This is a genomic window from Streptococcus sp. LQJ-218 (genome assembly GCF_003428885.1).
Taxonomy (GTDB): Bacteria; Bacillota; Bacilli; order Lactobacillales; family Streptococcaceae; genus Streptococcus.
On sequence record NZ_QQRU01000006.1, the window covers coordinates 55,655 to 77,337 of the forward strand.

At 42.1% G+C, this 21,683-nt stretch carries 20 protein-coding genes; 7 read left to right on the forward strand and 13 right to left on the reverse strand.

Translation table 11 applies throughout. The features are described from left to right. Positions 1-232: 232 nt before the first annotated feature. Complete coding sequence (locus D2908_RS06345) at positions 233-1,864, forward strand: Na/Pi cotransporter family protein (RefSeq protein ID WP_117305723.1); 1,632 nt, start codon at positions 233-235, stop codon at positions 1,862-1,864. Positions 1,865-2,115: 251 nt separating this feature from the next. On the opposite strand, the gene D2908_RS06350 is transcribed toward D2908_RS06345, so the two are convergent. Both D2908_RS06350 and pepA read right to left on the reverse strand, forming a co-directional pair. Then, positions 2,116-2,412 (reverse strand): bacteriocin immunity protein, encoded by a 297-nt coding sequence (locus D2908_RS06350; protein WP_117305725.1) that lies wholly within the window; start codon positions 2,410-2,412, stop codon positions 2,116-2,118. A gap of 30 nt (positions 2,413-2,442) precedes the next feature. After that, positions 2,443-3,507: a glutamyl aminopeptidase gene (gene pepA, locus D2908_RS06355; protein WP_117305727.1), complete on the reverse strand. Its 1,065-nt coding sequence runs from the start codon at positions 3,505-3,507 to the stop codon at positions 2,443-2,445. Between the two features lie 290 nt (positions 3,508-3,797). Between pepA and galE the strand changes: the two genes are divergently transcribed. The 5 genes from galE to D2908_RS06380 all read left to right on the forward strand — a co-directional run bounded on the left by galE (position 3,798) and on the right by D2908_RS06380 (position 8,661). Next, positions 3,798-4,796 (forward strand): UDP-glucose 4-epimerase GalE, encoded by a 999-nt coding sequence (galE, locus tag D2908_RS06360; protein ID WP_117305729.1) that lies wholly within the window; start codon positions 3,798-3,800, stop codon positions 4,794-4,796. A gap of 143 nt (positions 4,797-4,939) precedes the next feature. Further along, complete coding sequence (locus tag D2908_RS06365) at positions 4,940-5,899, forward strand: ABC transporter permease (protein ID WP_165847455.1); 960 nt, start codon at positions 4,940-4,942, stop codon at positions 5,897-5,899. Beyond that, positions 5,889-6,845, forward strand: coding sequence for an iron chelate uptake ABC transporter family permease subunit (locus tag D2908_RS06370; protein ID WP_117305733.1), 957 nt, complete (start codon positions 5,889-5,891; stop codon positions 6,843-6,845). Before D2908_RS06365 ends, D2908_RS06370 begins: the two co-directional genes overlap by 11 nt. Next, positions 6,842-7,594: an ATP-binding cassette domain-containing protein gene (locus tag D2908_RS06375; protein ID WP_117305734.1), complete on the forward strand. Its 753-nt coding sequence runs from the start codon at positions 6,842-6,844 to the stop codon at positions 7,592-7,594. Before D2908_RS06370 ends, D2908_RS06375 begins: the two co-directional genes overlap by 4 nt. A gap of 95 nt (positions 7,595-7,689) precedes the next feature. Further along, complete coding sequence (locus D2908_RS06380; RefSeq protein WP_117305736.1) at positions 7,690-8,661, forward strand: siderophore ABC transporter substrate-binding protein; 972 nt, start codon at positions 7,690-7,692, stop codon at positions 8,659-8,661. Positions 8,662-8,768: 107 nt separating this feature from the next. Here D2908_RS06380 and yidD read toward each other — a convergent pair whose 3' ends face one another. The 10 genes from yidD to D2908_RS06430 all read right to left on the reverse strand — a co-directional run bounded on the left by yidD (position 8,769) and on the right by D2908_RS06430 (position 14,950). After that, positions 8,769-9,011 (reverse strand): membrane protein insertion efficiency factor YidD, encoded by a 243-nt coding sequence (yidD, locus tag D2908_RS06385; protein ID WP_000821624.1) that lies wholly within the window; start codon positions 9,009-9,011, stop codon positions 8,769-8,771. Continuing rightward, the gene (locus tag D2908_RS06390) at positions 9,011-9,733 is read right to left on the reverse strand and encodes a pseudouridine synthase (RefSeq protein ID WP_117305738.1); all 723 of its coding nucleotides are present in this window, start codon (positions 9,731-9,733) and stop codon (positions 9,011-9,013) included. Before D2908_RS06390 ends, yidD begins: the two co-directional genes overlap by 1 nt. Next, on the reverse strand, positions 9,720-10,289 hold the full coding sequence (gene scpB / locus D2908_RS06395) for an SMC-Scp complex subunit ScpB (RefSeq protein WP_117305740.1): 570 nt from the start codon (positions 10,287-10,289) through the stop codon (positions 9,720-9,722). Before scpB ends, D2908_RS06390 begins: the two co-directional genes overlap by 14 nt. Positions 10,290-10,307: 18 nt before the next feature. After that, positions 10,308-11,036, reverse strand: a complete 729-nt coding sequence (locus D2908_RS06400) for a segregation/condensation protein A (RefSeq protein ID WP_117305742.1) — start codon at positions 11,034-11,036, stop codon at positions 10,308-10,310. Next, a complete protein-coding gene (xerD, locus tag D2908_RS06405) occupies positions 11,036-11,770 on the reverse strand; it encodes a site-specific tyrosine recombinase XerD (protein ID WP_346426296.1) in 735 nt (244 codons plus the stop codon). Before xerD ends, D2908_RS06400 begins: the two co-directional genes overlap by 1 nt. After that, positions 11,767-12,228 carry a cyclic-di-AMP-binding protein CbpB gene (gene cbpB / locus D2908_RS06410; RefSeq protein ID WP_117305746.1) on the reverse strand — a complete coding sequence of 154 codons (462 nt, stop codon included), beginning with the start codon at positions 12,226-12,228 and terminating at the stop codon, positions 11,767-11,769. The genes xerD and cbpB overlap by 4 nt, the downstream gene beginning before the upstream one ends. Then, positions 12,225-12,746, reverse strand: a complete 522-nt coding sequence (locus D2908_RS06415; RefSeq protein ID WP_117305748.1) for a metallophosphoesterase — start codon at positions 12,744-12,746, stop codon at positions 12,225-12,227. Before D2908_RS06415 ends, cbpB begins: the two co-directional genes overlap by 4 nt. Beyond that, a complete protein-coding gene (locus D2908_RS06420; protein ID WP_117305750.1) occupies positions 12,722-13,693 on the reverse strand; it encodes a nucleoside-triphosphate diphosphatase in 972 nt (323 codons plus the stop codon). The genes D2908_RS06415 and D2908_RS06420 overlap by 25 nt, the downstream gene beginning before the upstream one ends. Beyond that, positions 13,690-14,484, reverse strand: coding sequence for a glutamate racemase (gene racE / locus D2908_RS06425; protein WP_117305752.1), 795 nt, complete (start codon positions 14,482-14,484; stop codon positions 13,690-13,692). Before racE ends, D2908_RS06420 begins: the two co-directional genes overlap by 4 nt. Before the next feature lie 217 nt (positions 14,485-14,701). Further along, positions 14,702-14,950 carry a YneF family protein gene (locus D2908_RS06430; RefSeq protein ID WP_117305754.1) on the reverse strand — a complete coding sequence of 83 codons (249 nt, stop codon included), beginning with the start codon at positions 14,948-14,950 and terminating at the stop codon, positions 14,702-14,704. A 332-nt stretch (positions 14,951-15,282) separates the two neighbouring features. Between D2908_RS06430 and D2908_RS06435 the strand changes: the two genes are divergently transcribed. Next, on the forward strand, positions 15,283-20,430 hold the full coding sequence (locus tag D2908_RS06435) for an SIALI-17 repeat-containing surface protein (protein WP_117305756.1): 5,148 nt from the start codon (positions 15,283-15,285) through the stop codon (positions 20,428-20,430). Positions 20,431-20,869: 439 nt separating this feature from the next. Here D2908_RS06435 and D2908_RS06445 read toward each other — a convergent pair whose 3' ends face one another. Continuing rightward, the gene (locus D2908_RS06445; protein WP_117305758.1) at positions 20,870-21,673 is read right to left on the reverse strand and encodes an ATP-binding cassette domain-containing protein; all 804 of its coding nucleotides are present in this window, start codon (positions 21,671-21,673) and stop codon (positions 20,870-20,872) included. Positions 21,674-21,683: the final 10 nt, after the last annotated feature.

Here is a 21,683-nt window from a genome sequence, read left to right on the forward strand (position 1 = left end):
CAATCACAGGGACCAAGATAATTCCTCCCTCATTTTAAAATATTTCTTTTAAATGTCAATATATAAAAAGAAATACCTATATCTAGGTTAGAAATTGGTAAAATTAATATAATTAAGGACCATTCTCACGAATTTTCTTTCTAAAATCTTAGCTTAACACTTGTGAGATTTACTTTTATACTTTAAAATAGAATAGGAGAAATTCCGTTATTATTTTCCGGAGGAAAAAGAAATGTCCATTAATTGGCAGGAAATTTTATTTCACTTTTTAGGTGGTCTGGGACTATTTTTATATAGTATCAAGACCATGGGGGACGGTTTACAACAAGCTGCTGGAGATCGCCTTCGATTTTACATTGACAAGTACACCAGCAATCCCTTTTTAGGTGTTCTAGTTGGAATTATCGTGACTGCCCTGATTCAGTCAAGTACAGGGGTTACAGTGATCACGGTTGGACTGGTCAGCGCTAGTCTTCTCACTCTTAGGCAGGCTATCGGAATTATCATGGGAGCCAACATCGGAACCACCGTCACTTCCTTTATCATCGGTTTCAAACTTGGTGAGTATGCTTTACCTTTGATTTTCCTTGGAACCATGTTCCTCTTCTTTACCAAAAATAGAACAGCAAACAATATCGGGCGCATCCTGTTTGGTGTAGGAGGAATCTTCTATGCTCTTAACCTCATCAGTGCCGGTATGAGCCCTCTTAAAGATTTACCACAATTCAAGGAATACATGGTAACCTTGGGCCAAAATCCTGTGTTGGGAGTTTTTGCCGGTGCTGTGATTACCGTTCTCATCCAAGCTTCCTCTGCGACAATCGGGATTTTGCAAGGTCTCTATGCAGGTGGATTCCTTGACCTTAAAGGTTCTCTACCAGTTCTCTTCGGAGATAATATCGGGACAACCCTAACAGTTATCCTCGCGGCAGCTGGAGCCAATATCTCTGCGAAACGAGTTGCTGCAACTCACGTCATCTTTAACGTTTTAGGGACTATTCTTTGCTTAATCTTATTAGGCCCATTTACGTCAATGATTGAATACTTCCAGGCGCTCCTTCACCTCTCACCTGAGATGACCATCGCCTTCTCTCACGGTGCCTTTAACGTAAGTAACACCATTGTACAATTTCCCTTCATCGGAGCCTTGGCCTACTTTGTAACCAAGCTCATCCCTGGTGAAGACGAAGTTGTCAAGTACGAGCCACTTTATCTTGATGAGCATTTGATTAAACAAGCTCCATCAATCGCTCTCGGAAATGCCAAGAAAGAACTCCTTCACTTGGGAAATTATGCTTCTAAAGCCTTTGACCTTTCATACAATTACATCATTGACCTCAATGAAAAGGTTGCTGAAAAAGGCCACAAGACGGAAGAAGCCATCAACACCATTGATGAAAAATTGACTCGTTACCTCATTACTCTTTCAAGTGAAGCCCTTAGTCAGAAAGAAAGTGAAGTGTTGACCAACATCCTTGATTCATCCCGCGATTTGGAACGGATTGGGGACCACGCAGAAGCGCTAATCAACCTGACTGACTATCTTCAACGTAAAAATGTTGAGTTCTCTGAAGCCGCTTTGCAGGAATTGGCTGATATCTATCAAAAAACCACTGACTTTATCAAGGATGCCCTTGATAGTGTAGAAAACAATGATATTGAAAAAGCTCAAAGTCTGATTGAACGCCATAAAGAAATCAACAATATGGAACGTGTTCTCAGAAAGACCCACATCAAACGCCTCAACAAGGGTGAATGTTCAACACGAGCTGGGGTCAACTTTATCGACATCATTTCCCACTATACTCGTGTGTCTGATCACGCTATGAATCTAGCTGAAAAGGTCATCGCTGAACAAATCTAAGAACCAATACTCTTCGAAAATCAAATTCAAACCACGTCAACGTCGCCTTGCCGTAGATATAGGTAACTGACTTCGTCAGTCTTATCCACAACCTCAAAGCAGTGCTTTGAGCAGCCTGTGACTAGTTTCCTAGTTTGCTCTTTGATTTTCATTGAGTATAAGAAGCTATCCTAAATAGGATGGCTTTTTCTTCTCCTTATAAAGAATTGCTTTTGTCTACCATATAAAAAATACTTTGATTCACAATGGAATCAAAGCATTTTAAAGAGCTCCCCATACATAAGCGCAGAAGCTGCGGTTCCTTTGTACTTGGCTTCTTCTCTTTTGATAAAGCGAGCCAAGTTGAGCAACTCAGGTGCCGGATGTTTGGGATTAAGGAACAATTCACGATTGACCAGGTCTGAGAGACGAACTGCCAGCAATTGCTCATTTGTAGAAGGCAGTTTTTTAGCAGTCTCTAGGAGAGCAGCAACTAAATCCTCACTCAAATCATGTCGAGCATGATTGTAAAGATCTTTTATAAGGCTTTCTAGGTTTGGTTTTCCCATTCCTACCACCTCCCTTATTTTTAATAATGTTTAATAATTTTTAATCAAGTCAACCGTTGAACGATCCAATTTTTTCACCAAGGCTTGTAAGAAAGCTTGAGCTTCTAGGAAGTCATCCATAGCGTAGAGGGTTTGGTGAGAGTGGATATAACGAGCGCAGACACCGATAGTTGTAGATGGGACACCGCCATTTTTCAGATGAGCTGCGCCAGCGTCTGTTCCGCCTTTTCCACAGTAGTATTGGTACTTGATGCCAGCTTCTTCGGCCGTTGTCAAAAGGAAATCCTTCATACCAGGGAGGAGTAAGTGACCTGGATCGTAGAAGCGAATCAAGGTTCCATCCCCAATCTTGCCTTGACCACCGTAGACATCACCTGCTGGTGAGCAGTCAACTGCCAGAAAGACTTCTGGGGCAAACTTAGTTGTAGAAGTATGAGCACCACGAAGGCCAACTTCTTCTTGGACATTAGAGCCAAGATAGAGTTCATTTCCCAGTTTTTGACCTGACAGAGCTTCTGCCAACTCGCTCACCATGAGAACTCCGTAGCGATTGTCCCAAGCTTTTGAAATGATATTTTTTTCATTGGCTGTCAAGATTGCAGAACTATCAGGTACGACGGTGTCGCCAGGACGAATACCAAAGCTTTCTGCCTCAGCCTTATCCGCAAAACCGCCATCAAAGACGATATCTGAAATAGCAGGCATAGTTGATCCGCCCTTACCACGAGTCAAATGTGGAGGGACAGAACCCGAAATCACAGGAATTTCACGACCGTCACGAGTCAAGAGTTTGAAACGTTGGCTGCTAACCACCATAGGATTCCAACCACCGATTTCTACCACACGGAAGGTACCATCTGGCTTAATCTCGCTGACCATAAAACCAACTTCATCCATGTGAGAAGCGACCAAGACGCGTGGTGCATCTGCAGCTTCTGAATGTTTGATACCAAAAATACCACCCAAGCCATCTGTCACCACTTCATCCACGTGCGGAGTCAACTTCTCACGAAGATAGGTACGGACAGGCGCTTCATGACCTGAGATCGCAGCAAGTTCTGTTACTTCTTTGATTTTTGAAAATAATGTTGTCATTTCAGTTCCTTCTTTCTTTCATCCATTTTACCACTTTTTATAGGAGAAGGGTAGCGGGAAGGTGGATTTCTAAATTAGTATCTTAGTCTTACTGTATCTTAGAAAAAGCTTGTATTTTCTTGCATATGAGGTGAATTCTAAGAACTATTTCAAGACCAACCAAACTATTAATTTCCAACCAAAAAAATTCCATGCTATATTTGTTCAGTTTTTCATGAAATTTGCAGAAAATAGTTGACTTTCCTTTCTTCTTTCTTTAAAATAGTACAAAACTAGAAAAGGGAAAAATCATGACCAAAACAATTCTTGTTACAGGTGGAGCTGGCTACATTGGCTCCCATACCGTTAAAGCTCTTTTAAATGCTGGCTACCAGGTGCATGTCCTAGATAATCTCTCTACAGGAAATCGAGCAGCTGTAGATAGTCGTGCTAGCTTTAAACAACTGGATGTTTATGATGCTAGTGCCTTAAAGGCTTACTTGGAAGAAAACAAGATTGATGCTGTTCTCCATTGTGCAGGTGAAATTGTTGTGAGCGAAAGTATTGCAAATCCAAGTAAATACTTCACTGCCAATGTTGCTGGTATGAACCAAGTTCTCAAAGTCTTATCTGAAGTTGGCATTCAAAAAATCATGTTCTCTTCGACTGCTTCTCTCTATGGTAATAACTGTATTGACAAGCCCGCGACTGAAGATACCCTGCTCGACCCTGTCAATCCTTATGCAGAGACAAAACTGATGGGCGAACGAATGATTTACTGGATGGCCAATCGCTACGACTGGAAATATGTTATTTTCCGTTACTTTAATGTAGCTGGGGCTGAAATGGATGCTTCAAACGGTCTGCGTGTGAAAAATCCAACTCACATCATTCCCAATATCAACAAGACCGCATTGGGACAAAATGATAGTCTCAAAATATTTGGAGATGACTACGATACACGTGACGGTTCATGTATTCGAGACTACATTCATGTCTTGGATCTTGCACAGGCTCATGTTAAAGGAATGAACTACCTCTTTCAAGAAGACAGTTCTTCTCAAATCTTTAACCTAGGAACTGAAAAAGGCTATACCGTCAAAGAAATCTTTAAAACTGCTGAAGAATTACTAAATCAAGAAATCCCACACGAAATTGTTGCTCGCCGTGCTGGTGACCCAGCTAGCGTCCTAGCAGACGCATCAAAAGCTAAACAATATCTTGATTGGCAAGCTAGCTACTCTCTCGAAGATATTATTTTATCAGATTATCGTTGGCGTGTTAAAGAAGGTAAAAATATTTTAGAATAGGTTAACAAAGGAGAAAGTCTTGTTGCTCTCTCCTTGTTTTATTTATTAAATTGTCAGAAAATTTATTGACAGATTAAAGAAATCATGTTACATTTATATCCGCAGGTATCTTTCGGTACCAAATCTACATGAAAGGACGGGGTATGAAACTCTCTCAACTTTTAACAGGTTTACTTCTACTCCTGGTCTTTCTCTCCATCACCATTGGAACCAGTGATTTTTCTTGGGCAAAATTCTTTGCTTTTGACCAGCAGACCTGGCTTCTCTTTCAAGAGTCGCGTCTCCCGAGAACTATCAGTATTCTCCTGGCCGCCTCTAGTATGAGCATGGCAGGACTCCTCATGCAGACCATCACTCAAAATCAGTTTGCTGCACCGAGTACGGTTGGAACTACTGAAGCCGCCAAACTAGGAATGGTATTGAGCCTCTTTGTCTTTCCATCGGCTAGTCTGACCCAAAAGATGCTCTTTGCTTTTGTTTCATCGATTGTGTTTACCCTCTTCTTCCTAGCCTTTATGACTATTTTTACCGTAAAGGAAAGGTGGATGTTGCCTCTGATCGGGATCATCTATAGTGGGATTATCGGTTCTATAACAGAAGTTATCGCCTACCGTTTCAATCTGGTTCAGAGTATGACAGCTTGGACCCAGGGCTCCTTCTCCATGATTCAGACCCATCAGTATGAATGGCTCTTCTTAGGTCTCATTATCCTGATGACCGTTTGGAAATTATCTCAAACCTTTACCATCATGAATCTAGGAAAAGAAACCAGTGAAAGTTTGGGGATTTCTTACTCCCTACTTGAAAAACTGGCCCTCTTTCTAGTGGCGCTAACGACAAGTGTCACTATGATTACCGTAGGTGCCTTACCATTTCTCGGGGTTATCGTTCCTAATCTGGTCCGCAAGCGCTATGGAGATAATCTAAGTCAGACCAAACTCATGGTCGCACTGGTCGGTGCCAATTTAGTTCTGGCCTGCGATATCCTATCCCGAGTCTTGATCCGACCCTATGAGCTGTCTGTCAGTCTCTTGCTAGGAATCATCGGTAGCCTCGTCTTTATCCTACTTCTCTGGAGAGGGGGACGAAAAGATGCCGTTTAAAGGCAAACATACCAAGCTCTTCTGGTTTCTCATCATTCTGGCCATCGGAGCTTGTCTCCTCTACTTTTGGCCTATTAGTCACCTATCTGTCTTTGCTTGGAAACTTCGTTCTCAAAAGATTGTCGTTTATCTCTTGGTAGCTATCGCAACTGGGATTTCAACCATTAGTTTTCAAACCCTGACGGAAAATCGCTTCCTGACGCCTAGTATTTTAGGAATCGAATCCTTCTATATCCTACTGCAAACTCTACTACTGGTTTTTGAAAGCAAGTTTCTTCAACTTGGCAAGTCTCCTATCTTAGAATTCCTAATCTTACTTCTCGTCCAATCCCTCTTCTTTCTCGCCTTGCAAGGCTACTTGAAGAAACTGATGAAACAAGATTTGGTCTTCATTCTGCTAATCTGTCTAGCCCTTGGAAGTCTCTTTCGAAATAGCAGTACCTTCCTTCAGGTTCTGATGGATCCAAACGAATACGATAAACTGCAAAACAGTCTTTTTGCCTCCTTTCAACATCTCAACACTTCCATCCTAGCCATTGGTTCTCTGATTATCCTTGCTTTGACAGTCTTTTTCTTTCGAAAAGCAGTCATTTTGGATGTCTTGCACCTACAAAGAGAAACGGCTCAGATATTGGGACTCGATGTTGAAAAAGAACAGAAAGAGCTTCTCTGGGGTATCGTGCTTTTAACCTCAACGGCCACAGCTTTAGTAGGACCTATGGCCTTCTTCGGCTTTATGCTGGCTAACCTCACCTACCTGATTGTCAAAGACTATCGGCACAAGTTACTCTTTATCGTAGCCATTCTGGTTGGATTTATCAGTTTGACCTTGGGGCAGGCCCTGATTGAACGAGTCTTTGCACTAGAAATTCGCATCAGCATGATCATCGAGAGCGTAGGTGGCTTTTTATTCTTTATCTTACTCTACAGGAGGGCGCGTCAGTGAAACTGGAAAACATTGACAAATCCATTCAAAAACAGGATATTTTACAAGGTATTACACTTGAAGTCAGCCCTCAGAAACTGACTACCTTTATTGGTCCAAATGGTGCTGGAAAATCAACTCTCCTCTCCATCATGAGCAGATTGACCAAGAAGGATCAGGGAATTCTCAGTATCAAAGGTCGTGAAATCGAGAGTTGGAATTCGCAAGAACTAGCCCAAGAACTGACCATCCTAAAGCAGAAAATCAATTACCAAGCCAAATTGACTGTTGAAGAACTGGTCAGTTTTGGACGTTTTCCCTACAGCCGGGGGAGACTGAGACCAGAAGATTGGGAAAAAATCCGAGAAACTCTGGACTATCTGGAACTGACCAACCTAAAAGACCGCTACATCGATAGTTTGTCTGGAGGACAACTCCAGCGAGTCTTTATCGCTATGGTACTGGCCCAGGATACGGACTTTATCTTGCTGGACGAACCACTCAACAATCTCGATATCAAACAAAGCGTCAGCATGATGCAGATTCTCAAGCGACTAGTGGAAGAGCTCGGAAAGACCATTATCATCGTCCTTCACGATATCAACATGGCCAGCCAGTATGCAGATGAAATTGTCGCCTTCAAAGATGGCAAAGTCTTTAGCAAGGGAACAACCAATCAAATCATGCAGGCTGACCTGCTCAGTCAACTTTATGAGATTCCCATCACGCTAGCTGATATCAATGGCAAAAAGATCTGTATCTATAGCTAGTAACATAGAAACTCAAGTTATAGAACCTTCAGTCTCTTAGTCAATAAAACCTAGAGACTCCCTAAATCGTTATCACATTTTAAAAAGGAGAAATCATGAAAACATCCCTTAAACTTTATTTCACTGCTCTAACAGCCAGCTTCTTGCTTCTACTTGGTGCATGTAGTACAAACTCAAACACAAGCACTAACCAGTCGGAAACAAGCAGCTCTGCTCCAACAGAGATAACTATTAAAAGTTCACTAGATGAAGTCAAACTTTCAAAGATTCCTGAGAAGATTGTGACCTTTGACCTCGGCGCTGCAGATACTATTCGTGCTCTAGGATTTGAAAAGAATATCGTTGGAATGCCTACAAAAACTGTTCCGAATTATCTCAAAGACCTAGCTGGAAAAGTTAAAAATGTTGGTTCTATGGTTGAGCCAGACCTAGAAGCCCTTGCTGCTCTTGAACCAGACCTAATTATCGCTTCACCACGTACCCAAAAATTCGTAGATAAGTTCAACGAAATCGCTCCGACTGTTCTCTTTGAAGCAGGCAAAGATGACTACTGGACTTCTACCAAGACTAATATCGAATCCCTAGCAAGCGCCTTTGGTGAAACTGGTACACAGAAAGCCAAGGAAGAATTGGCCAAGTTAGACAAGAGCATCCAAGAAGTCGCTACTAAAAATGAAAGCTCTGACAAAAAAGCGCTTGCTATTCTCCTTAATGAAGGAAAAATGGCAGCCTTTGGTGCCCAATCTCGTTTTTCTTTCTTGTATCAAACCTTGAAATTCAAACCAACTGATACAAAATTTGAAGACTCACGCCACGGACAAGAAGTCAGCTTTGAAAGTGTCAAAGAAATCAATCCTGACATCCTCTTTGTCATCAACCGTACCCTTGCCATCGGTGGGGACAACTCTAGCAACGACGGTGTCCTAGAAAACGCCCTTATCGCTGAAACTCCTGCTGCTAAAAATGGCAAGATTATCCAACTAACACCAGACCTCTGGTATCTAAGCGGAGGCGGACTTGAATCAACCAAACTCATGATTGAAGACGCACAAAAAGCCTTGAAATAAGCTACTTTAAACTCAATCACATCTTTACATGATAAAACGCATCCTATCAGACTCACTCAAACCTGATAGGATGCGTTTTTATCATTTTGAAATCTGTTTGCCCAGCCTCATTTTTCTTCTTGATTCCGTTTAAGGGAAAAGTGGTCTGGGACGGGGTCCTTCCCTGTTTTAGACCAAGGATGGCAACGTAAAATCCGAGCCAAGCCCATCAAAACACCCTTGAAGCCATGTTTTTCAATAGCCTGAATCATGTAGTTGGAACAAGTCGGCTCAAAGCGACAAGAGGGTGGAAAGGCTGGCGAGATAAACCGTTGGTAAAAGCGCACAGGCGCTATTAAAATTCGTTTCATTATTTCTTGGTTACAGCCATGGTGTGTAATTGGCTGATTTCTTTTTTGTTGAGACGACGGGATTCACCCGGACGAAGACCTGTCAAGTCTAGGTGTCCGAAACGAGTCCGTGACAACTTGTCCACTTGAAGACCGACAGCTTCAAACATCTTTTTAACCTGATGGTTACGCCCTTCATGGATAGTCAACTGCACCACAGAGCGGTTTTTGACTGGATCCACTTTGAGAATCTCATAGATAGCTGGCTTGGTTTTCTTACCATCAATCTCAAGTCCACGGGTCAAGGGGCGAAGGTTTTCCTTATTGGCCACACCTTTAACACGCGCGACATAAACCTTGTCAATCTCATTACGAGGGTGAATCATCTCATCCGTAAAATCTCCATCATTGGTCAATATCAAAACACCTGATGTATCCCAGTCCAAACGACCTACAGGGTAGATGCGCTCTTTCACGTTGGGCAAGAGGTCGACAACCGTCTTACGACCCTTGTCATCTGTCACACTGGAAATGACACCACGTGGTTTGTTAAGCAGATAATAGACCTTTTCTTCGTTGTAGATGGGTTGACCTTCAACTTCAACCTTGTCGCCTGACTTGATAGTGGTTGCTAGTTCACGTACCACCTGGCCGTTAACCGTCACCAAACCTTGCTTGATCAGCTCTTCTGCTTTTCTCCTACTGGCCACACCTGCGTGGGCAATATACTTATTGATTCTCATCTTCTTCTATCCTTTCACCAAATAATTGGCTTTCTTGGGCTTGAATCTCAAGCTCATCAATCACTGGTAATTCTTCTAAATGGTTTATCCCCATATAATCTAGGAAATAATCTGTAGTCACATAGAGATTGGGGCGTCCCAACACTTCTTTTTTCCCGTCTTCCTTGATTAGGTCAAAAGCCTGCAACTTTGCTAAGGCTCCACTCGAGTTGACCCCACGGATGGCATCAATTTCTATCCGCGTAATCGGCTGTTTGTAGGCAATGATGGACAAGGTCTCAAGGGCAGCCCGAGACAAACTCTGGTTGATGGGCGCCTTGGAGTATTCCTTCAAAATGGCTGCAAATTGAGGTTTGGTCACCAATTTATAAGCCCCCCCTGTCTCAATCAGAGCTAAACTGGAATCTGGGTCCTTTTCATACTTCTGGGCTATTTTTTCTAAACTCTGTTGGATGCCTGTCGGTGGCAGAGAGAGGAGTTCAGCTAATTGGCGGACTCTAATCCCATCTTCACCCGCTACAAACAAGAGCGCTTCTATTTTTGCTAAAGTACTCATCTTTCCTCTCTATCACGTCTAGTTTTGGGGCACTTGACTCTCTTCCTTCTTTTCCATAAGATAGATATCTCCGAAACTCTCCTCTTGCACGAGGATCAGTTCCTGAGTTTTGATTAACTCTAGGGTTGCCAAAAAGAGGGTGATGACCTCCTGGACATTCTGGGCTTCCTTAAACAAATCCTGTAAGCGCAATTGATCTCGTCCAGTCAAGGACTCTTTTACGATAACCATCATGTCCTCAATCTTATACTCATCCCGCAAGATGGTCGTGTGATTTTGTGCAAACTCCTCTTTTTTCTTGGCTAGGATATTTGAAAAAGCCAAAAAGAGGTCAATGGTCGTCTTGTCATGCACAAGCTCCGCATCCTCATAAATCAACTCTGTCGGCGCTTTGGAATAGTGCTGGGCCCGTTCTTGGTGCTTGGCTTCCAAGTGTTCCCCCAAGAGCTTGAACTTGCGGTATTCTTCAATTTGGGAAAGAAGATCCTGCTCCAGGTCATCTTCCAAATCTGTTACTTCCGCTACCTTGGGGAGGAGTTTACGGCTCTTGATCAGCATGAGCTGACTAGCCATGACCATATACTCCCCCGTCACTTCCAGCCGCATAGCCTGCAGGGTCGAGACATAGGCTAGATACTGTTCGATGACTTCCGTAATGGGCACATCGTAGATATCCATCTGGTACTTAGAAACCAGGTGCAAAAGAAGATCCAGAGGCCCTTCAAAATCTTTTAATTTAATATCCATTATCTATATTTTTCTAAGGTCAGGACTGTTTTTAATCCTAATTTTTTTGCAATTTCGTACAAATCGACCTTGTTTTCTATTTGTCTTAGAATGAACTGTTCCCTCAAGGCTTGGGCTGATAAGAATGGAAAATCTTTCTCCTTTACAAAAGCTTCTAACTGACGAAAGGCCCACTGACGAGAATAGGCTTTCCCTCCCCTTTCAAAGAGGTAGGTCTGCCCCATCAAGGGTTCCAATTCTGAAAGTAAGGGCGTGGGAATGCTGACAATCCTCTGTTGGGAAGCCTTCTTGATTCGCAACACCTGAAAATCCAAATTGATATCTGCAACCTTGAGAGCTAAAATCTCACTGGGCAAGAGCCCCATTTCTAGGATTAAGAGTGCTAGCAAGCGACCCTCTGGATAGTCGCTTTCCTGCCAAAAAGAGTCTAGGTCTAAGAGTTCTGGCTTAGCGGCCTTCTTTTCAGCTTGTTTAGCTAATTCCAAGCGATAAAAGCTATCCACCTCTCCTTTTTGATAGAGAAAGTAGAGAAATTGGTTACAGGCCGAAATCTTCCGTTTCTGGGCGCTGATTTTTAGATTGGCTAGCTGGACTTGGTAAATCTTGAGACTGGTCTCAGAAATCCGCTCGCCCACGACGTCTAAAAATTGCTCCAAATCATACTTGTAGGACTGCTTGGAATTGGCAGACAAACTCTGCTTTTCCTCTAAGAAATCTGAAATTCTATCTCTCATTTGCATCGAATCTCATATTCCTTACTAAAGTCATGCAAGAGGGCATTGACTGCTTTGAGGACAGACTTGCGCGTGATAATCCCTTGGAAAATCCCTGACGTATCCACAACCGGTAAGAAAGACTCATCTACCAGCTTGTGCAAGACCTCCGTGATGGTAAAATCAGGCGAAACAACTGCTACGTCCGTCCTCGTCATATGAACAATATCCGTATCTGCCATAATTTCTTGGCTCAGGTCATGCTCCATCTGATAAGCTATAATATCTCTGAGCCCAATCGTCCCAACAAAGTGTTTTTCATCTGTTACAACAGGAACACGGGTATAGGTCATCTGACTGAGCAAGAGGGTTGCATGATCTGCATTGTGGGTATCAATCAACACAGCTAGATTTTCAGCAGGGGTCAAAAAAGTTTCCTCCTGCCCCAACAAGAAAGCCTCAAACTCCTTGGCAATCATCGGCTGAACTCCTTAGACAAGCCCGGATATACCTCGTGGTCTCGTGTCAAAAAGTCCACTTTGAAATAACTATCATCAATCTCCACACGCGCATAAAGGCATTCTCTGATAGTCCCTCGTGGTTGGCTGATGGAGCCTGGATTTAGAAAAAGGGTCTTGCCTTCCATCCAAGCACTTGGCACATGCAAGTGACCATAGAGACAAATATCGGCATCTTCTTCCTGAGCCCAGTAGTCCAACTTTTGAAAGTTGAAATTGATATCAAATAAATGTCCATGAGTCTGGATGATCTTTGTAGGACCAAGTTGAGTCACCAAACGTTCTGGGTAGCCAGCATAAAAGTCCATGTTTCCTTTGACAACATGGATGCCCTCCCAAAGGGGAGAATCAGGACGGAGTTCTGAGTCACCATCGTGAAAAATGGCATCAACTTTACCCAGATAGCGGTCACGGATTTCTTCGACAATCAAGCTATCGCCATGGGAATCACTCATTACAATGATGGTTTGCTTTGCCATGATGGAAATACCTCCAAAAGTTTCTTAACGGCTAAGGCACGGTGGGATTGACTATTTTTTTCTTCAAGGGTTAATTCAGCTGAGGATTTGCCAGTTTCTCCTACTAGGAAAAGAGGATCATAACCAAAGCCATTTTCACCCTTAGGTTCAAAGTTAATATAGCCTGGCCAGTCAGCTTCGACAACCAAGCTTTCCTTACCTGGACTAGCTACGACCAAGGTTGTGTGGAATTGAGCCGAGCGGTCCTTGAGTTCAAAGACCATGGCCAATTCGTGCAAGAGTTTGGCATTATTTTCACGGTCAGTAGCTCCAACTCCTGCAAATCGAGCTGACCAGACACCTGGCAAACCGCCCAGGACATCGACTTTAAGACCAGAATCATCTGCTAGAACCATCTTGCCTGTCAATTTGGAGATCGTTTCTGCCTTAAGGCGAGCATTTTCTTCAAAGGTCATACCAGTTTCAGCTACTTCAGGAAGATCTGGGTAATCATTGAGATTCTCCACATCATATCCAAGTTTGTCAAAGATAGCACGAAATTCCTTGGTCTTCCCTTCATTACGAGTCGCTATCAACAAGGTTTCTCTGACTTTGCTAGTTTCAAAGAAAGCTTCAACATCAACACCTTCTTTAGGTAATTCGACATGCAGGAGTTGCCCATTTTCAACTAAGAGCAAAGCTCCCTGACGTTGAATGACTTCCAAATTTCGTCCTGCTTCTTGGTTGAGAATATCTACCACAAAAGACAATAAACGATAGGAAGAACCGTAGCGTAAAACGGTGACTGAAAGTGGAAAGCCTCGCTCCTCATCTCGAAATCTTTGGGCAAACTCAAATAGAGGAAAATCTAAGTCATCACCATTCAAAGTCCGGATACCACCAAAAATACTATAGTTTCCAACATACCAGTCCTGATCATCCTTGTATTCATAAATTTTATTTGTCATAATTCTACATGCTCCACATGAATCTCTTTTTCCAGCCATTCTTCACCAATTTGTGCAAAACTTTGGCTACTGGCTGTTGTGTAAAAACGGTGATGAAGTGGTCCGGCATCGCGACCACGATTGATTTCAAAATAATTGAGTAAGACTGAGATGTCCCGTACACACTCTGCCCCACTATCGATCAACTGAACTTTTGGCCCCATGACATTTTGAATAATGGGTCTGAGAAGCGGATAATGGGTACAGCCCAAAATCAAGCTATCCACCTTGCCGACCAAGGGACGCAGGGTTTCATAGACCACTTTCTTGGTGACACTGGTTGACAGGGCACCCGACTCCACCAAGGGAGCAAACTTGGGACAGGCCAAACTCTCCACCTGTAAGTCCGGATCCAGATCATGGATTTTCTGACGGTAGATGTCTGATTGGACCGTCATGGGCGTTCCAATCACCCCGATTTTCCCACCTTTACTGGACTTGATAGCTGCCGAAGCTCCTGGCAAAATTACACCCAAGACAGGAATATCTAGTTGAGCCTTGATTTCTTCCCAGACGACCGCAGTCGCAGTATTACAAGCAATGACAATCATTTTGACATCCTTGGTCAAAAGAAAGTTGACCAACTGCCAAGTATATTCCCGTATTTGCTCAGCAGGACGGGGCCCGTAAGGCGCCCGTGCCGAATCTCCAATATAGACGATTTCTTCATGGGGAAGCTGGCGCATGAGCTCGCGCACAACGGTCAAGCCCCCGACACCCGAATCCAAAAAACCAATTGGTCGATTATCCATACAGTCTTCTTTCTAGTCTTTTTTCTGATTGATAGTTCATTATGATTACTTATCTTTAAGAACTGAATAGCAGCCTCATCAACAACTATCTCTCTTAATCATAATCAAATATCAATAGAATGCAAGGAAAAAGTCTCATCCCTAAAGCATAACCAACATAGTGAGAAGTCTGGAACTTTCATCCCAGACTTTTCCTATTTATAGTTCAAAAGAGCTTTTATTTTTTCTTTTTGCTGTTAGCGAGGGCTGCTTTTTGTTGGCGAATGATTTGGTGGTAGACTTGTTGCACCTTGGCTTCGCTTGGTTTTTGACCATTTGCACTCAAAAGAGTACGAACTGCTTCAGCATTCAAACGTGGGTTATCAGCAAATTCTTTTTCAATTTGCTTACGAACCAAGTACATTCCTCCAAGAGCTCCTCCTAGAAAAGCTAGCACAATCAAGATAATTGCTAATAGTAAATCCATCATATTTCTCCTGTTTCTTTTTGAGTCTCTTTCATTATACCATAAACTAGCCACCCTGACCAGTTTGTTTTACGCTTTCAGGGAGGGGTAGGCTGTAATTAAAGTTGGCTTATCTTTCTAGTTAAAACTAGAAATAATATAAAAAAATACACTCCCTTACCATTCATTTCCTCCACTTTTTTAATACAAAACAATATCAAATATATATCCTCCTTAAATCCCCTTGACAATACCTCGTTAGCTCGTAAAATTAGAGTAAGAACACAATATAGAAACAAGAAAGTTCGCTTTTTAAAAAATGAAAGCGCTTTTAATTAATGAAGGAGGTTTCTATGGAAAAAATATGGAGGGAGAAATCCTGTCGCTACAGTATTCGGAAGCTAACGGTCGGCACAGCCTCTGTTTTGCTTGGAGCGGTTTTTCTAGCTAGTCATACCGTCTCTGCTGATACTATCGAAGTAAAGCAAAACGAACCTGCATTAGAGAAAACTACAGTTAAGACAGACACTGTAACGAAAGCAAGTGAATCAACTGAGCACACACAGCCAAACGAACCAATTGATCATACAAAACCAGTTCTAGCCGATAATAGTGCTTCTGAAAGCAAACCCGCTGAGGCTGATATTACTTCTTCTACAGCTAACCAAGCAAGTACCGAAGCTATTGTCAAACCTAACGAAAATAAGGAAACCGAAAAACAAGAACTACCTGTGACAAAACAAAACAACTATCAACTCAACTACGATCAGCCAACAGCTCCTTCCTATGATGGATGGGAAAAACAAGCCCTTCCAGTTGGGAATGGTGAGATGGGTGCTAAGGTTTTTGGTCTCATCGGTGAGGAGAGAATCCAATACAACGAAAAAACTCTTTGGTCGGGCGGACCACGTCCCGACAGTACCGACAGTACCGACTATAATGGAGGAAACTACCAGGAGCGGTATAAAATTTTAGCAGAAATTCGTAAGGCTCTTGAAGACGGAGATCGTCAAAAAGCAAAACAACTCGCTGAACAAAATCTAGTTGGACCAAACAATCCCCAGTATGGACGCTATCTAGCTTTTGGTGATATCTCTATGGTATTCACCAACCAAAAGAAAGGATTAGAGAACGTCACAGACTATCATCGTAGTTTGGATATAACAAAAGCTACTACTACAACTTCTTACACTCAAGATGGAACTACTTTTAAAAGAGAAACCTTCTCAAGCTACCCTGATGATGTTACAGTTACCCACTTGACTCAAAAAGGGGACAAAAAACTTGATTTTACAGTTTGGAATAGCTTAACAGAAGATTTGATTGCTAACGGAGACTACTCAGCGGAGTATTCTAACTACAAGAGTGGCCATGTTACGACAGACCCGAATGGTATCCTACTAAAAGGTACGGTCAAAGATAATGGCCTCCAGTTTGCATCCTATCTAGGAATTAAAACGGACGGAAAAGTTACTGTCCATGATGATAGTTTAACGGTCACAGGGGCGAATTACGCCACCTTGTATCTCAGTGCCAAAACCAACTTTGCTCAAAATCCAAAAACCAACTATCGAAAAGAAATTGATTTAGAAAAAACTGTTAAACATATCGTAGAGGTTGCTAAAGCAAAGGACTACGAAGCATTAAAGCAAGACCATATCAAAGACTATCAAAGCCTCTTCAACCGTGTTAAATTAAATCTAGGCGGAAATAACTCTAACCTGACTACAAAAGAGGCACTTCGAACTTATACGCCTACCAAAGGGCAAAAACTGGAAGAACTCTTCTTCCAATACGGACGTTATTTATTGATTAGTTCATCTCGTGATCGCACAGATGCCCTTCCTGCAAACCTACAAGGAGTTTGGAATGCTGTAGACAATCCACCTTGGAATGCTGACTACCACCTCAATGTCAATTTGCAAATGAACTATTGGCCAGCCTACATGAGCAACCTTGCTGAAACCGCCAAGCCAATGATCAATTACATTGATGACATGCGTTACTATGGCCGTATTGCTGCTAAGGAATACGCTGGTATCGAATCCAAAGATGGACAAGAAAATGGTTGGCTGGTCCACACTCAAGCTACACCCTTTGGCTGGACTACTCCTGGTTGGAATTACTATTGGGGTTGGTCGCCAGCTGCTAATGCTTGGATGATGCAGAACGTCTATGACTACTATAAATTCACCAAGGACGAAACTTATCTCAAAGAAAAGATTTATCCAATGCTCAAGGAAACAGCTAAGTTTTGGAATTCCTTCTTACATTATGACAAATCTAGTGATCGTTGGGTATCTTCTCCATCCTACTCACCAGAACACGGTACTATTACCATTGGAAATACCTTTGACCAATCACTTGTTTGGCAATTATTCCACGATTATATGGAAGCTGCCAATCATCTCCAAGTCGATCAAGACTTGGTCACTGAAGTTAAAAATAAATTTGATAAATTAAAACCATTACACATTAACAAAGATGGCCGGATTAAGGAATGGTACGAGGAGGACGGTCCGCAATTCACCAATGAAGGGATAGAAAAGCATCACCGTCATGTTTCCAATCTAGTTGGTCTCTTCCCAGGCACTCTCTTTAACAAAGACCAAGCTGAATACCTGGAGGCTGCGCGTGCTACCTTAAATCACCGTGGGGATGGTGGTACTGGTTGGTCTAAGGCCAATAAAGTCAACCTATGGGCTCGTCTGCTAGACGGTAACCGTGCCCATCGCCTGCTTGCTGAACAGCTCAAGTACTCAACTCTTGAAAACCTTTGGGATACACACGCGCCTTTCCAAATCGATGGAAACTTTGGTGCAACCAGTGGTATTTCAGAAATGCTTCTTCAATCTCATACTGGCTATATCGCACCATTGCCTGCCCTACCGGATGTATGGAAAGATGGACAAGTATCCGGTTTAATTGCCCGTGGTAACTTTGAAGTCAATATGAAGTGGAAAGATAAAAATCTTCAAAATTTGTCCTTCCTTTCAAATGTTGGTGGAGACCTCGTCGTAGACTATCCAAATATCGAAGCTAGCCAAATCAAGGTTAATGGCAAACCTGTCAAAGCAACTGTTCTAAAAAACAATCGTATCCAACTTGCTACTCAAAAAGGCGATGTTGTTTCTTTCGAACAGGTCCCTGGCCGAGTGACACTTTTAACTGCCGCTAGACAAAATGGCTTAGCTGCTGAACTCAACTTCAATCAAGTAGATGGAGCGACAAATTATATCATCCGAAGAGAAGTAAAGAATGATTCAGGTCAAGCTCCTGTAATTAAAGAATTTGTTACCAATCAAACTCACTTTATCGACAGCTCACTAGATCCTAAGCTTGCTTATACCTATACTGTTAAAGCGATGTTCGGAGATGTCTCGACACAAGTTTCCGAAAAAGCAAATGCAGAAACCTATAGTGAAGTGATGGACGATCGAGATAGTCGAATTCAATACGGTGCCGGATTTGGAAGCTGGACAGATTCAGAGTTATATAGAGGAACTGAAAAATATGCTGATCTTTCATACTATGATTATTCTGATGAAGATATCACTGCCACAATTCCTTTCACTGGGGTTGGAATTGAAGTTTATGGGCAAAAATCATCTGATTTAGGCCTTGCAACTGCAAAAATCGATGGTAAAGAAGTCGGTGAACTTGATTTCCATACCGCTGGAGAAACAGAAAAAAGCGGCTTAATCGGTCGCTTCACCGGATTATCAGAAAAGCCTCATACACTCACTATCAGTGTGAAACGAACTAATAAAGGACGAGATAATGAAGGATCAAGAATCATTCTTGACTACTTCAAAATTCTATCTGGAAAGGGTCGTACTATTGAAAAAATGGATGACAGAGACCCTCGAATCCAATACGGTTCTCAATTTAAAAACTGGAGCGACCCTGAGCTCTACGAAGCTACAGAGAAATATGCTGATATCAATAACAATTCATCAAGTGCAGCTTCAGAATCTCAAGCAACTATTTCCTTCACAGGTACAGGAATTCGTATTTATGGTTTAAAAACCTCTGAATTGGGCAAAGCACTGGTGACACTAGATGGAAAAGAGATGCCTAGTTTAGATTTCTATACTTCAGAAGCAACTGAAAAGAGAGCCTTTATTGGAGAATTCACAAATTTGGCTGATGGTCCACATACCTTGACGCTGAGAGTTGATCCTAACTCACCAGAAGGACGCAAGAAAATTTCCCTCGACTCATTTGATATTATAAAATCTCCAGCTATTGGTTTAGACCTTCCAAGTATTGCTCCTCTTAAGACAAATGATAAAACGGTCTCCTTAACTCTACCAACTGGAGATTGGGAAGCAATTGCAATCAATTTCCCAGGTGTCAAAGATCCACTCGTTTTTCGAAAAGTTGATGATCATCACCTGCTTACAACTGGAGATCAGACTGTGCTATCAGTCCAAGAAAATCAGGTACAAATCCCTATTCCTGATAAAACTAATCGGAAGGTTGGAAATGTGATAGAGGCTTATTCTATCAAAGGAAATACAACAAGTAGCCCAGTTGTTGGTGTCTTCACTCCTAATATCGATGATGATACAGAGCAACCAACGACAAGCAAAGGAAATGAGCCAGCTCCTACGGTTGAAATTCCTGAGTACACAAATCCTATTGCTACAGCTGGACAGGAACAACCACCTGTAGTAAATATTCCTGAGTACACTGAGCCTATCGGCACAGTAGGACAGGAACAACCACCTGCAGTAAACATTCCTGAATACACTAAACCTATCGGAACGGCTGGACAGGAACAACCGCCTGTAGTAAACGTCCCTGAGTACACTCAACCTATCGGCACTACTGAACACGTCAAACCATCTGAAGTCAACATACCTAAACCTAATCAACCTATCGGAATCAATAACGATCAATCTCCTTCAACTCTCAGTGTCCCTAAAATCCAGACACGTGTCTTAAAAGATGAAAAAACTGGAGTTGAAATTATCGGTGATAGCAATAACTTAGAGGGAATTTCATATGTCTCTAGCAAAAAAGTACTAGCTCAAGAACTATTTGGTAAAACATATGATGCTTATGATATTCAACTCAAAAACCAATCAAATAGCAATATGCAACCAAAAGGCCCTGTCTTGGTTCGCTTACCAATTTCATCTCAAGTAGAAAATGTCTACTACCTAAGTCCAACTAAGGAATTGGAAGCACTTGATTTTACAGTTCGAGATGGTATGGCAGAATTTACCACTAGCCATTTTAGCACCTACGCGGTAGTCTATCAATCTAGCCATTCTCAAGAAACTACACCCGACAAGACAATAGAAACCCATTCAGAACCAACTTCAATAAACCTTGAACAGGCTTCAACTACCGATAGTCCAACTCAGCTGGAAAATACTCATCACAAAGAACAACTTCCAGAAACTGGTGAATCCTCAAATCCACTCCTCTTCTTAGCAGGACTTAGTTTAGTCTTAACATCAATCTTCTTATTAAAAAATAAGAAGGATTAAAACTACAAACTTTTAAGAGTGAATCAGAGAGCTATCTCACCCGAGAGTGACACAAGTTTGGTATGTAGTAGCATTTCATTTACCATTTAACTGATATCTTTTAAGATAATATTCTAAACTACAAACCAGTCCTTTTTGTCTTGAGGACTGGTTTTAATATCGTATATCTAGTTACCATCTGATAGATTACAGTTAAACCTAGTGTCTATCCTTTGAGGAATTTCTAGTCATAAATAATCACACAACTATACAAATTCATTCTCAATGACAATCAAAGAGCGAACTAGGAAGCTAGCCGCAGGTTGCTCAAAATACCGCTTTGAGGTTGCAGATAAAGCTTACGTGGTTTGAATAGATTTTAGAAGAGTATCAATTTCATATTTCTTCCTATCTATTTGTACTAATAAAAGACTGAGACACTAGATCTCAGCCTTTTTCTTTATCCCAAAACCAATTCATCACTGACTAGATTTTGACCGCTATTTTTCTGGAAGAGATGCATGAGATCTTCAACTGTCAGATGCTTTTTCTCCTCTCCCTTGACATCTACCACTATCTTGCCTTGATAGAGCATAATGAGACGATTTCCGTACTCAATCGCATGGTTCATATCATGGGTAATCATCAACGTCGTCAACTGATGGTCTTCCACAATCTTTTGCGTCAAATCCATCACCATTTGACTCGTTTTCGGGTCAAGTGCCGCAGTATGTTCATCCAAAAGCAAAAGTTTAGGTTTCACCAGAGCTGCCATGACTAGAGTCAAGGCCTGTCTTTGTCCTCCTGACAGGTATTGAGTATCCACTTTCAAGCGATTTTCAAGACCAATATTCAACTCTCTCAGGGCCTCTTGGAACCGGATTCTATCTTTCTCCTTCACGCCCCAACCAAGCCCTCTCTTCTGTCCGCGTCTCAAGGCAATAGCCATATTCTCCTCAATCGTCAAACGAGAAGCTGTCCCCATCTTCGGATCTTGAAAAACACGGGCGATCTCCTTGGCTCTCATTCTTACACTCAGATTTTTAATGGATTTGCCTGCCAATAAAAGGTCACCTTCGTCCACCGATAGATTGCCAGCCAAGATATTCATCAAAGTGGATTTCCCTGCTCCATTTCCACCAATCACAGAGATAAAATCTCCCTCTTCAACCTCTAAATCTAATCCTTTGAGGACATGGTTCTCATTGACCGTCCCTGCTTCAAATGTTTTGTGAATATTTTCAAGCGTTAACAAACTTGCCATAACTTTCTCC